Here is a 12,210-nt window from a genome sequence, read left to right as displayed (position 1 = left end):
ATGGATGACCAGGAACGTTATGAAGCAGGGATGAAGGTGCGTCGCGCGGTGCTCGGCGACGCGCACGTCGACCGTTCGCTCGAGAACCGCACCGAGGTGACCGACGAATTCCAGAACCTGATCACGCGCTATGCGTGGGGCGAGATCTGGACGCGCGACGGCCTGCCGCGCCATACGCGCAGCCTGCTGACCATCGCGATGATGGTGGCGCTGAACCGCGGCGAGGAACTGGCGCTGCACCTGCGCGCCGCGCGCAACAACGGCGTGACGCGTGACGAGATCAAGGAAGTGCTGCTGCAGACCGCGATCTATTGCGGCGTGCCGGCGGCGAATTCCGCGTTTCATCTCGCGGACAAGATCTTCAAGGAGCAGGATGGGGCCGCCTAGGTGCGGCCGGTTAAGTACCTGTAGTCCGATGTTGAGCCGAGGCCTGCGGATGGTTCGCAGGCTTCGGCGATGAATGAACGCGCCGGCAGAGCATCGGCGCGCGGCGCACCGGATGCCGGTGCGCGAACAAAGGCAAGACGTGGTTCCGAGGCCGCGTCGCTTATATATATCAGGAGACTCGCGATGAATCGCGCACCCGTGGTCGATGTCCAGACCTTCATCAACGAGCAGCCGTTCGGCGGTTTTCAATGGCTCGTATTCCTCATGTGTTTCGTGATCGTGCTGCTCGACGGCTTCGATACGGCTGCGATCGGCTTCATCGCGCCGTCGCTGCTCGGCGAATGGAACCTCACCAAACCTGATCTCGCACCGGTGCTGAGCGCCGCGCTGTTCGGCCTCGCGTGCGGCGCGCTCGTGTCGGGCCCGCTGTCCGACAAGCTCGGGCGCCGCTCGCTGCTGCTCGGCTCGGTGTTCCTGTTCGGCGTCGCATGCCTGATGTCCGCCTTCTCGACGACGATCGGACACCTGACGATCCTGCGTTTCATCACCGGCGTCGGGCTCGGCGCGGCGATGCCGAACGCGGTCACGATGATGGGCGAGTTCTGCCCGGACAAGCGCCGTGCGACCGTGATCAACCTGATGTTCTGCGGCTTCCCGCTCGGCGCCGCGTTCGGCGGATTCCTCGCCGCATGGATGATCCCGCATTTCGGCTGGCGCAGCGTGCTGATCCTCGGCGGCGTGACGCCGCTGCTGCTCGGCGTGCTGTTGCTGCTGAAGATGCCGGAATCGGTGCGCTTCATGGTCGCCAACAACCACGCCGTCGACAAGGTTCGCGCGACGCTCGCGCGCATCTCGCGCGATGCGCTGAACGCCGGCTCGTTCGCGCTGACCGAAGCCGCGCCGCAGACCGGCAGCAAGGGCCTCGGCGTCGTGCTGTCGCGCTCGTACATCGTCGGCTCGGTGATGCTGTGGCTCGCATACTTCATGGGGCTCGTGATCTTCTACGCGTCGATCAACTGGATGCCGATCCTGCTGAAGGATGCCGGCCTGACGCCGAAGAGCGCGACGCTGATCTCCGCGCTGTTCCCGCTCGGCGGCGTCGGCGCGGTGCTGTGCGGCGTGCTGATGGACCGCTTCAACGCGAACCGTGTGATTGCCGTGTGCTACGCGCTGACGGCGGTGAGCGTCTATGCGATCGGGCAGGCGGCGGGTAACGTCGGGCTGCTCGTGCTGGTCGTGTTCGTCGCCGGCGTGCTGATGAATACCGCGCAATCGTCGATGCCGGCGCTCGCCGCCGCGTTCTATCCGACCGAAGGGCGCGGCACGGGTGTTGCATGGATGCTCGGTGTCGGCCGCTTCGGCGGGATTGCGGGATCGTTCCTCGTCGCCGAGCTGACGCGCCGGCATTTCTCGTTCGCGGGCGTGTTCGCGACGATCGCCGTCGCGGGTTTGCTCGCATGTGTCGCGCTGCTGATCAAGCAGATGGCGCGGCCGCATGGCGTGACGCAGCCGGCAGGCAAGATCGAATCGCTCGGGCATTGAGCGAAGCGCGGGCCGGTGCGATGCGCCGGCCCCTGATACGGCGGCCGGCGGGCCGCCGGCTATTCTTCCGTGTCGTGTTCCCGCACGAAGTTGCGCAGATATGCGCGCAGCGCGGCCTCCCGGCCGCGATGATCGGCGAGGTTCGCGGCGCCCATGTCTTCCTCTTCACCGAACATCGTCGGCGGCGCGCTGTAGATACCGATCTCGATGTCCTCGCGCAGCACGCGAATCTCGTGCGTGAGCGGGCGATACTCGGCGATCCAGTGCATCCCCTCGATGTGTTCGCCCGCCCTCAGCAATGGCTTCATCGGCACTCTCCCGGCAGCAGCGGCGCAACCGGCGAAACGGCTGCGCGCGCCCGTAACAAAAGGGTACGCCTGCATCGGGCGAATCTCAACGGGCGCGCGGTGAGTGCTCACTACGCCAGCAGGTGCGCGATCAGCGGATACAGCGACAGGATCAGCAGCACGGCCATCGTCATGTTGAACAGGCGCAGCGCGCGGGGGTTCGACAGGAAGCGGCGCAGGCCGAGGCCGAAAGCGGCCCACAGGCAGATGCACGGGAAACCGATCAGGATGAACACGACGGCCATCCAGGCGGCGTTCATCCCGTAGTCGGCGGACAGGCGGACCGTCGTCGCGGCGGTCAGCACCATCATCCAGGCCTTCGGGTTGATCCACTGGAACGCGGCGGCTTCGATGAACGTCATCGGGCGCGGCTTGCCGCCGTGCGCCTTCACTTCGCCCGACGTGCCGATGCGCCACGCGAGGTACAGCAGGTACGCGACGCTCGCGGCTTCGAGGATCGTGTACAGCAGCGGCATGCGCTTGAACGCTTCGCCGAGGCCGAAGCCGACGCAGAGCATCAGGATCGCGACGCCGATGCTGATGCCGAACAGGTGCGGCATGGTGCGGCGGAAACCGAAATTGACGCCGGATGCGAGCAGCATCGTGTTGTTCGGGCCGGGCGTGATCGACGTGACGAGCGCGAACAGCATGCCGGCGGGCAGCGCGCTCAGGGTGAGGAATTCCATCGCGGATTCTCCATTCGGTTCTGGACTGGGATGGAGGTCAGTTTAGCGACGGTTTTCTGTACAGTACCGGTACAGTTGGGTTGACGAATGCCGGTACGGGGGAGGGGGTGAATGGGATTGCGGGCTTGTGTTGTTGTCTCTCGGAAAAGATGTCCGCAGTCTCAATAAGTTGTCTTTGAATAATTGGCTACCTTTCATGCGTTGGGCATGTAACCCGTATGGATAGGCAGAAATGATCGGAGAATATTTGGCAGTGACGGCCTACGACGCAATGTTTAGTCGATGGTGTCAGATCGATGTCGCCGCATTGACGACGCTCAATCGCCGTTTCACGTCTGGGTGTGTTTTCACAAGCCAATGGGGAGGTCGATGCTTAGTTCAGGGCGCAAGCCATCTGCCGAAGCTACTCGGCTCGTTCGTCTAACCCTCCCCGTGCAGGTCGATGTGGCACTTGAGTGCATCGCCAAGATTGGCTTCTATGGCCGCTCCGAGTCGGAGGTTGTCGTGATCTTGCTTTAGCGAGAACTTGATCGAATCGCCGGGGATGGCTTTGTCGATCGTCTTGATGACCTGACGAAGTAGACCTAGAGGCTCTGTGCAGCCTTTCTGCGCCACACACTTCCAATTGTCATGCCAATCGTGACGATGTGAGCCATGGCTATTTGTGTTGCTTTGCAACCCGGCCCACACTTGTCCTGGGAGTGTACGCCTGTCTGTGGCACTGCTTGTGGCTAGATCTCGTCGAGGGACCTAGGCGGGGTTGTGACATTCTCAAAGACGACTTTTCTGAGAATTTTCGTGGCCAAGGACATCTTTTCTGAGACAAGAAGCATGCGGTGTTCTCAAAAAAGATGTCCAAGTCCTTGATCTGTATAGGGGCCAAAAGCCCCCTTTTCTGCGAGCCCACATGTTTGTGATGCGGCGATCTGGTCGCGCGACGTCCCGCAACATCTCCGCGGCAACGTTGCGTTCGGCTCGGCCATTTGCCCCGGCTTGCACGTGCCCACCAGACTGTGCAACGATTCGTTATAACCGTCCTCGCCTCGCCTCGCCTCGCATCGGCTTGCTTTTCCTTGATTTCGGGAACGGCCTGCTAGTGATCGCCTTTTCTGATTGCCCGCAACTTCCATTCCATGAATAAAACCATTATTTGTTTACTTTAAAGAGTATTTCATTATGCTTTCTGTGAATTTCATTTATTTTCCGTTTGAGGATTTTTAACGGATCATAAAATTTTGGCGCTGAATTTGGACTCGAATGTTTGTTGACAGACGTTGGCAGGTTGACTAGATTAGCCCCATGAACGCACTTTTCGTTACGACTACCGCGACCACTACCACGACCGCCAACGGCGGGCCGGGGGGAGGTTGCACGTCGTAAGTCAGTGCCTCAAACCATCCCTAAGCCCCGCCGGAAACGGACGGGGCTTTTTTGTGCTCCGTCGACCGGTATCAAGTCAACGGAGAACATGATGGACGATTTCGATCACCGAGTGCTCGGCAACAAACTCGATCTGTTTCATCAGCAGGACGAAAGCCCGGGCGCTGTCTTCTGGCATCCGCGCGGCATGGTTCTTTATCGGGTTGTCGAGGAATATATCCGAGTCCGGATGCGTCAGGCGGGCTTTTCCGAAGTGCGGACGCCTCAGATCGTCTCGCGCGATCTTTGGGAACAGAGCGGTCATTGGGAGAAATTCGGGCGAAACATGTTTTCACTCGAGAGTGACAACAATCCGTACTGTCTCAAACCGATGAGTTGTCCGTGCCATGTGCAGGTTTTCAAAAAAGGCAGTCGGTCGTATCGCGATCTTCCAATCCGATATTCCGAATTTGGGGCGGTCCACCGGGCCGAACCGTCCGGGGCGTTGCATGGCCTTATGCGTGCCCGTGCGTTCACGCAGGACGACGCTCACGTGCTTTGCATGCAGGATCAGGTCGAGGTTGAAGTCGCACGATTCTGTGTGTTGCTGAAGACGATCTACGCAGACTTCGGATTTGGCGAATTCGATGTGGCTTTGTCGACGAGGCCGGCGGTCCGTGCGGGTGACGATGCGGTCTGGGATCGTTCGGAAGCGATGCTGGCATCCGCTGCGCGCGCGGCAGGTCTCGATTTCGCGATCCAGGCGGGAGAAGGGGCATTCTATGGTCCCAAGCTCGAATTTCATCTGCTCGACCGCCAAGGACGAAAGTGGCAGTGCGGAACGATCCAGCTCGATTTCGTATTGCCGGAACGGCTCGGTGCGTCATATGTCGCAGAGGACGGTGCGAAGGCAACGCCCGTCATGTTGCACCACGCGATCCTGGGAAGCCTTGAACGGTTCATCGGTATTCTTCTCGAACACTACGAGGGATGGTTGCCGACCTGGCTGGCACCGGACCAGATCGTCGTTGCGAACATTGGGAAAGATGACCGCGAATTTGCCGACAACGCGGCGTTCGCTTTCGAAGACATCGGCTGTCGGGTGCTGAGGGATTTCCGCGCCGAGCGCCTGCCGCGCAAGATCTTCGATGCAAGGGAACTGGCCGCGCCGATCGTCGCAATTGCAGGACGCAAGGAGGCGCTGGCCGGAGAGGTGTCGTTACGAATGAGGGACGGGGAGCAGCACGTTCTGACGATCAACGATGCGCTCGCGTACGTCAAGCAGCATGCGCGCGTCCCGTCAGCGACGCGGGTGTTCTGATTCGACGACGGGGCCGTTTCCTGCTATCGCAGGCGGATTGAGGGCGCCTTGAGAATTCATCGAATCGATTTTCAAACATAAATTGATTAGTAATTCTAAAAATTATGAGAGAAGCCAGAGAACGCGTCATTCTATGGGCCGAAGGATGTCGTGAGTCCGCATCGTGTCGGTGCGGTGAGCGGATGCTTGAGATGGTGTTCAAGATCGGCGGTTGCACTTGCATGGACGAACTGGGCCGGATGCTGGTCGACATCGGACGCCTGGCGGGATTTGACCATGTCTGTTACCAGGACTATCGAATGACGGGCGGGACACTGAAGAGCGGCCGCACACTGTCGAACTACCCGGAGGCGTGGTTGTCCCGTTATCGGGAGCGGGCTTACCTGATGATCGACCCGGTCGCGCAGCATGCGATGTCGTCGTTGACACCGCTGATCTGGTGCGACCGGATCTTCGCGACAACCGAACAGCGCGAACTTCGAGACGGAAGTCGCATGTACGGGTTAAGCGACGGAGTGTCGTTTCCGGCTCACAACAGGCATGGCGATGTGGCGTGCGTGAGCTTCGTTCGACAGGCGCGGGCGTCTGACAACGGCGATTTGCCCTTCGCCATTCCGTCGTGGGGCGCACTTGTCGCGAATCTGACGCTCGACACGTGCCGCAGGCTGGAGGCGCTGCAATCCGATGCACCGTGCCTCAGCGCGCGTGAACTCGAAATCCTGAAATGGGTCGCCGAAGGAAAGTCCAGTTGGGATATCTCGCGCATTGTCGCGTTGACCGAGCATGGCGTGCTTCATCACATCCGCAACATCATGAAGAAGTTCGACGTGCCGACACGCCGGCAAGCCGTTCTGATGGCATCCAGATTCGGATTGCTGTAACGCGTTGGTGACACGAGACGCGAAGTGGACCGGGACCGTGCGCGCGCCGATGCGTCAAATCACGCCACGTCGGCACGGGGACTACAAGCTTTTGTAGTGTGAGACCGCATCGAAAATCGGCAAAGTGGTACCGACGCAAGCGACCAGATCGACTTCTGATCGCCATACTCGGCGGCCGGCACAGGCGTTTTGTGCCGGCCCATCACAATCGCGATGGTAGATGAGGTGAACGCATGGCTGATGTTTGTGACGAAATTCTGAACCCGGTCGTCGATGGGGAAATCGATTCGCTGATGGTCAGTCTGCGCGACGGACTCGATGATCATCCGTTCCGGCACGTGTCGTCGTGTGCTGCACTGGAAAAAATCTTTCCGCACTACCTGGCGATGTCGCAGGCGTTTCCGTATCTGCAGGCGGGTGCGCAAGTTCACGCCGTTCTGGATGCCATTCAATCGAATCGACCGGTGGCGCGAGACGTCGAAATCACGAGCGTGGTGGGAAATTTTCTCTGTTGGGACGAGACGGGTGGCGCATACGTCATCGAACGATACGGCAAACAGGGACTGCAGGGCATTCTCGATACCGGCAAATGGTTTCACTCGAGCCTCCTGAAAAATGACATCGAGAGACTGACAGGACGCGTCGCGGTTCCGAATTTCAGCGTACCGACGGGGCCTTATCTGACGAAACTACTTGCCGGACTGGGTGCGAAGACGGCGCTCGAGCGGTGCGCGAACATGGTGGCGTTCGAACTGCACGCGAATGCGATGATCGACGCACTTTGGGCGTCGACGAGTCGTTGTTATGGTGTCGACCGACAAGGACTCGTTTATTTTCAATGTCACGTTGGCGGTGATGATCCTGCCGAGGCGTACCACGTCGAAATGACGAGACGAATGATTCAGCTCCTTGTCAGCGATGACGAAATTCCTGAATTCGCCGTACGGGTTGCGCAGGCCGTTTCCGACAACGTGTCGTGGTGTGCGGCGCTTGTTTCGCTGGCTGAATGAACATGAGCGCCGAATACGGTCCGGATCCGGTGTTGCTCGAGATCGACGCATATCGCGCGCGGCGAGGCGGGCTCCGCGATGCAGCTGCGATTGCGAAGGTCGTTGGCGCGATCGCGGTCGTTAGTTTGGTGGCATGGTTGGCGTGCCGATCCGGAAACGCAATGGGCCGGATCGTCCTGATGCTTGCCGAAGGTTTTGTGTTGAGCGGGTTCCTGAATCTCGCCCACGAATGTCTGCATCGAAGCCTGGTGAGTGCGAAATCCGTCAACGCGATCATCGGCAATCTGGCTGCGAATGTCCTGTTCGTAAACTTCACGGCCTATACCGACAAGCATCTGAAGCATCACCGGTGTTTGGCGACGGAAGAGGACACCGAGTCGGCCTCCCGATTCGACACGTTGCGTGCCTATGCGGGTGCGATGAGCGGTGTTGGTTTTCTCGTTTCGAATCTGCGACTGAACGTACATCTGATCGCCGGAGGCGCACCGTCCTATCTCGCAACAGTGCGACGGAAAGTGCGAGCGCGCAACGAAGCGCGGTTCATTGCAGCATGGTTGCTCGCCATCGCGGCGGCAACCTGTGCCTGGCCGTCGGCATTGGTTACGGCCTATATCGGTCCGGTGTTTTTTGCCTACTTCTGGTTGATGTTCTTCGGACTACCGGAGCATTACGGCTGTGAACCGGTGCAGCCGCGTTACCTGGCGTCGAGAACGATGACGACTAACGGCATCGTCCGGTTTTTCATGTGGAACGCGAATTTTCATACCGAGCATCATCGCTATCCGGGAGCTCCGGCACCACTGCTCGCCCGGATCGGGGCGCACCCGAATGTTGGCATTCATCGTGAATCGTCTTATCTGAAATGGCACTGGCGCGTTTGCCGGGATCTTATCCAACGTCGGGAGCACGGGGCAACTCATGGCTAAACTCATTGTAGGCAACGTCGATAACGAGGCAATGATCGGGGATACGAAGCGTGCATCGCTTCCGCTTCGTCAGGTGTCAGCGATTGCGGCAAGGCGCCTCGTATGGCAGATGGCAAGCGACGACGTGGCGATTCTGCCGTCGCCGGTATCGGTCCCCATGATCGAGTACGTATCGGCTGTGATGAGGCGTAGTCTTTCCACTACGCAGATCGTGTCACCGTCTTCCGATATCTCCGATCCGGTGGTATTGACTTCCGACCGCCTGCTCGATGAAGCGACGCTCGCTGCATTGCGTGGCCTTCGCGTCGGTGGCGCAGGGTGGACGGTTTACCCGTACTTTCATACGTCATCGGTCGGGTTGCTTTGCGATCAGCTCGACATCGCGCAGCCCGTGTCGAATGGATCGCACTTCATGGAACAGGCCGGTGCTGAACTTTTGAACCGAAAGGCCGTATTTCGAGCGCTCGCGTCGGGTCGGGTCGGATGTGCGGACGGGCGAGTCTGCCGGTCGTTCGGTGAGTTCTACCTGACGCTGCGTGACATGCTTGCGAAGTATGCGAGCGTGATTGTCAAGCAGGATGTCAATGCCGGCGGTGACGGAAACATCGCAGTCACACTCGAGCGTCGCACCAGTTATCCCGGTGTCCGCAAGGTGTATGCGCTGACGCACCTGTCGGACGTCGATACCGTATTCGCCCGTGACTTGTGGTCGAGACAGACCGACACGGCGGGCAACTGCCAGGTGGTCGTCGAACGGTTCCACGAAGGTTCGGATGTCCTGTATGCGGAATATGAGATTGGTGCGGACGCGATTCGGCTTGTGAGCTATGGCGACCTGCGGATGGACGCTTCGGGCGACAAGCGGGGCAATGGCATGATCATGTGGACCGGATTTCAAATCCCCAGCCAGTTGTCTCCGGGCGTGATCGACACATTTCTGGCGCAAGGCGACGTGCTTGCGTCGATCTCCCAGCGCCTCGGATTCGTCGGGCGCGCAAATTTCGACGCCATCGTGACCGACGACGGCGAAGTCGTCTTTACCGAGATCAACGGGCGTATCGGCGGTTGCAGCCATCTTGACGCGATCCTGTGCGAACTGGTGGGGCCGGACTACCTGTCCACGCACGCCGTCGTGACGCGCAACAGGGTGCCCGCTCGCGACCTGCGTGCTGCGCTGACTGTCTCGCATCGACTGACGCAGCAGCGCGACGAAGCCGGTGTCGTCGTCCTTACGGAAGATATGGCGGGTACAGGCACGATCGAATACATGGTATATGCGCGCAATTTGTCAGGTGCGCTTGCGCTCGAGCGCACGTTCCAGCGCGAATTCGAGATGGCTCAAGAATCAGTCGCTGTACCGGGGTGAAACGATGGATGCAATCAAGTTCACACGGCCCTCGGCATGGTTCAGCGGCATGGCCGACGGTGTGCCGGTTTCGACGCGGATCCTGCTGAGTTTTCAGTTCCTCGTGAATTTGTCTGTGTTCGGGTCGCTTCCGCTGCTCGCTGCGTTCCTTGACCTGGAGCGTCATCTGGACGCGGGCAGCGTTGCCAGCGTACTGACGGTGAATTTGCTGGCGAGCCGGTTGTTGCCGCTGGTGCTGGGTGCGTCGACGGATCGCTTCAGCAGCCGCGTGCTGGCAACACTTGGTCTGATCTGCCGCGCCGCGGGATTTGTCGGACTGGCGCTTACGCCGTCGTTTGCCGGACTGCTGATGTGGGCATTCTTGTCCGGGCTCGGCGCTGCGCTTTACGAAACGACCGCGTATTCGATCTTCGGTTCGCTCGATGCCGCGGTACGTCCAAAGGTGTTCGCGCTGAATAACCTGGCGCTCAATCTCGGCGCGCTGATCGGTCCGGCGGTGCTGATCGTCGTGCCGAACACGGACCGGACGTTACCGTTTCTGGTAAGCGGCATGATTTTCGCCGTGCTTGCGCTCGTGGCGCCCTGGATCTCAGGACGGAGAGCGAGCAACGCAGCTGCGGTACATCCGCTGCGTGGTTTGATGATCGCGTTTGGAGACAGACGGTTCCGCCGACTGTGCTGGGCGCTCGTTCCGTTCTGGACGGTGTATACGCAGATCTACGTCTTCATCCCGCTGACGTTTTCGAACGGCTCGAGCGGCTATAACGGCGTCAGGCCATTCTACATAACGAATGCGCTGGTTGGCATTGCTACAGCTTCGTTTGGCATGGGCTGGTTTCAGCGCACGACCTGGCGATCCATGATGACCATCGGGCACGCCGCGATGTGTTGCTGCTTCGCGATTGCCACACTGCTGTTCGATCACGGCTGGAGCGCTGGTGCGTCGCTGGTCATTCTGATTGCCGTCGCGGTCGTCTTCACGTTTGGTGAAAGCCTGATTCTTCCTGCATCGAATATCGCGCTCGCCGATCTGACGACCGATGGCAACGCCGGCAGCTATTTTGGCGCATCGGCGATCTCGTGGGCGATCGGCGGGATGCTCGGCAACTTCATCGGCAGCGCCGCGGCAAGCTGGACCGTGCATACCCTGGGGTGGGTCGCGTTCATGGGCATCTCCCTGATGGGTCTACTTGCATTCTGGAGATGGCATAAATGAATCGCGAGCCTGTCACGGGGAAGGGCGCGACGGGCACTGCCCTGACCACAGTGAGCCGCGCGCCTGCCGCACATTTCGGCTTCGTCAATCCGCCCGTATATCGAGGGTCGACAGTCCTTTTTGAATCATTCGACGAAATGGCACCTGGTGCGGCCCCTTATCACTACGGACGCTGGGGGACACCGACAACGGATGCGTTGTGCGATGCGATGACGGAAATCGAACATGGCGTTGCCGCGCTCGTGATGTGTTCGGGACTGGCCACTATCGCGACGGTGTTGCAGACGCTGGCGGCTCCCGAGGGGCGGGTATTGATCTCGCGTTCGTCGTATCCGGCGGCACGTAAATTCTGCGACGAGGTGCTGCATCGACAGGGTGTATCGATCGACGAATTCTCGCTGGCCGATCCGGCTGAACTGGCGGCGAAACTCGATGAACGGACGTGTGTGGTTTACCTCGACCTGCCGGGGTCGTCGCATTTCGATATGTGCGTGTTACGAGACCTCGTCGAGATTGCCGGACCCGTTCCGGTCGTTGTCGACAACACCTGGGGCACGCCGTATTTCTTCAATCCGCTCGATCAAGGTGCGAGCATCGTCATTCACAGCATGTCGAAGTACATCGGCGGGCACGCCGATTCGATGGTCGGCACAGCGGTGTTTGCGAGCTTCGACATGTACGAGCGCGTGAAGAGCGTAAGCCGTTTGACGGGGCAAGCCGTCGGTGCGGACGACGCGAATTTGGCTTTACGAGGATTGCGGACGCTGGCAGTCCGGATGGATCGGCATTTTCAGTCCGCGTGCGATGTAGCGTCGTGGTTGCGGGATCATCCGCTGATCGAAAGCGTTCACTACCCGCCGCTGGTCGGCGATAGCGGTCACGCCGCATGGCGAACACAGTATTCGGGTGCGGGCGGTGTGTTTGCATGCGTACTCAAGGATGGCGGCGAGGGGGCGGTCAGAAATGCCATCGACGGTCTCTCGCTGATCGGGCGAGGCTGGGGCTGGGGCGGTTACGAGTCCGTCGCTTGTCCGACCACGGTGTCTCGAGACAATGCCAGGCGTATCGGTATCCGGTTGAGCATCGGGCTCGAAGATCCCGACATGATTCGACAGGATCTGGATGTTGCGCTGCGTGCAGGGCACCGATGAAAGGCCGTGTGTATTTTC

The 12,210-nt window shown here is 59.9% G+C and carries 11 protein-coding genes; 9 read left to right on the top strand and 2 right to left on the bottom strand.

All coding sequences use genetic code 11. From position 1 onward, the window contains the following. Both pcaC and CFB45_RS30040 read left to right on the top strand, forming a co-directional pair. Positions 1-387, top strand: a complete 387-nt coding sequence (gene pcaC / locus CFB45_RS30045) for a 4-carboxymuconolactone decarboxylase (protein ID WP_046548861.1) — start codon at positions 1-3, stop codon at positions 385-387. 183 nt (positions 388-570) lie between these two features. Continuing rightward, entirely contained in the window at positions 571-1,929 is a 1,359-nt protein-coding gene (locus CFB45_RS30040) for an MFS transporter (protein WP_089428669.1), read from the top strand. Positions 1,930-1,988: 59 nt separating this feature from the next. Here the strand turns inward: CFB45_RS30040 and CFB45_RS30035 are convergent, their stop codons facing one another. Together CFB45_RS30035 and CFB45_RS30030 are read right to left on the bottom strand one after the other, a co-directional pair. Continuing rightward, the gene (locus tag CFB45_RS30035; protein WP_089428668.1) at positions 1,989-2,237 is read right to left on the bottom strand and encodes a hypothetical protein; all 249 of its coding nucleotides are present in this window, start codon (positions 2,235-2,237) and stop codon (positions 1,989-1,991) included. A 110-nt stretch (positions 2,238-2,347) separates the two neighbouring features. Further along, entirely contained in the window at positions 2,348-2,962 is a 615-nt protein-coding gene (locus tag CFB45_RS30030) for a LysE family translocator (protein ID WP_089428667.1), read from the bottom strand. Positions 2,963-4,433: 1,471 nt separating this feature from the next. Here CFB45_RS30030 and thrS point away from each other — a divergent pair. From thrS to CFB45_RS29995, 7 genes are all read left to right on the top strand, one after another. Then, on the top strand, positions 4,434-5,642 hold the full coding sequence (gene thrS, locus CFB45_RS30025; protein ID WP_081053821.1) for a threonine--tRNA ligase: 1,209 nt from the start codon (positions 4,434-4,436) through the stop codon (positions 5,640-5,642). A gap of 191 nt (positions 5,643-5,833) precedes the next feature. Further along, positions 5,834-6,523, top strand: a complete 690-nt coding sequence (locus CFB45_RS30020) for a helix-turn-helix transcriptional regulator (protein WP_174976017.1) — start codon at positions 5,834-5,836, stop codon at positions 6,521-6,523. Between the two features lie 233 nt (positions 6,524-6,756). Beyond that, positions 6,757-7,533 carry a hypothetical protein gene (locus CFB45_RS30015; RefSeq protein WP_059791120.1) on the top strand — a complete coding sequence of 259 codons (777 nt, stop codon included), beginning with the start codon at positions 6,757-6,759 and terminating at the stop codon, positions 7,531-7,533. Between the two features lie 2 nt (positions 7,534-7,535). Continuing rightward, entirely contained in the window at positions 7,536-8,459 is a 924-nt protein-coding gene (locus tag CFB45_RS30010) for a fatty acid desaturase family protein (RefSeq protein ID WP_174976016.1), read from the top strand. Beyond that, positions 8,452-9,825, top strand: a complete 1,374-nt coding sequence (locus CFB45_RS30005) for a peptide ligase PGM1-related protein (RefSeq protein WP_059791123.1) — start codon at positions 8,452-8,454, stop codon at positions 9,823-9,825. Before CFB45_RS30010 ends, CFB45_RS30005 begins: the two co-directional genes overlap by 8 nt. A gap of 4 nt (positions 9,826-9,829) precedes the next feature. After that, positions 9,830-11,041, top strand: a complete 1,212-nt coding sequence (locus CFB45_RS30000; RefSeq protein ID WP_059791125.1) for an MFS transporter — start codon at positions 9,830-9,832, stop codon at positions 11,039-11,041. After that, positions 11,038-12,192, top strand: a complete 1,155-nt coding sequence (locus CFB45_RS29995) for a trans-sulfuration enzyme family protein (protein ID WP_089428664.1) — start codon at positions 11,038-11,040, stop codon at positions 12,190-12,192. The genes CFB45_RS30000 and CFB45_RS29995 overlap by 4 nt, the downstream gene beginning before the upstream one ends. Positions 12,193-12,210: the final 18 nt, after the last annotated feature.

It is taken from the genome of Burkholderia sp. HI2500, from assembly GCF_002223055.1.
Lineage (GTDB): Bacteria > Pseudomonadota > Gammaproteobacteria > Burkholderiales > Burkholderiaceae > Burkholderia.
This window is presented reverse-complemented; position numbering and strand designations above follow the sequence as displayed.

What these genes read in the sequence shown, in the direction of transcription:
- CFB45_RS30005 (WP_059791123.1), top strand. Translation starts at nt 8,452, where the DNA reads ATGGCTAAACTCATTGTAGGCAACGTCGATAACGAGGCAATGATCGGG.
- CFB45_RS30030 (WP_089428667.1), bottom strand. Translation starts at nt 2,962, where the DNA reads ATGGAATTCCTCACCCTGAGCGCGCTGCCCGCCGGCATGCTGTTCGCG.
- CFB45_RS30035 (WP_089428668.1), bottom strand. Translation starts at nt 2,237, where the DNA reads ATGAAGCCATTGCTGAGGGCGGGCGAACACATCGAGGGGATGCACTGG.
- CFB45_RS30040 (WP_089428669.1), top strand. Translation starts at nt 571, where the DNA reads ATGAATCGCGCACCCGTGGTCGATGTCCAGACCTTCATCAACGAGCAG.
- thrS (WP_081053821.1), top strand. Translation starts at nt 4,434, where the DNA reads ATGGACGATTTCGATCACCGAGTGCTCGGCAACAAACTCGATCTGTTT.
- pcaC (WP_046548861.1), top strand. Translation starts at nt 1, where the DNA reads ATGGATGACCAGGAACGTTATGAAGCAGGGATGAAGGTGCGTCGCGCG.
- CFB45_RS29995 (WP_089428664.1), top strand. Translation starts at nt 11,038, where the DNA reads ATGAATCGCGAGCCTGTCACGGGGAAGGGCGCGACGGGCACTGCCCTG.
- CFB45_RS30010 (WP_174976016.1), top strand. Translation starts at nt 7,536, where the DNA reads ATGAGCGCCGAATACGGTCCGGATCCGGTGTTGCTCGAGATCGACGCA.
- CFB45_RS30020 (WP_174976017.1), top strand. Translation starts at nt 5,834, where the DNA reads ATGGTGTTCAAGATCGGCGGTTGCACTTGCATGGACGAACTGGGCCGG.
- CFB45_RS30015 (WP_059791120.1), top strand. Translation starts at nt 6,757, where the DNA reads ATGGCTGATGTTTGTGACGAAATTCTGAACCCGGTCGTCGATGGGGAA.
- CFB45_RS30000 (WP_059791125.1), top strand. Translation starts at nt 9,830, where the DNA reads ATGGATGCAATCAAGTTCACACGGCCCTCGGCATGGTTCAGCGGCATG.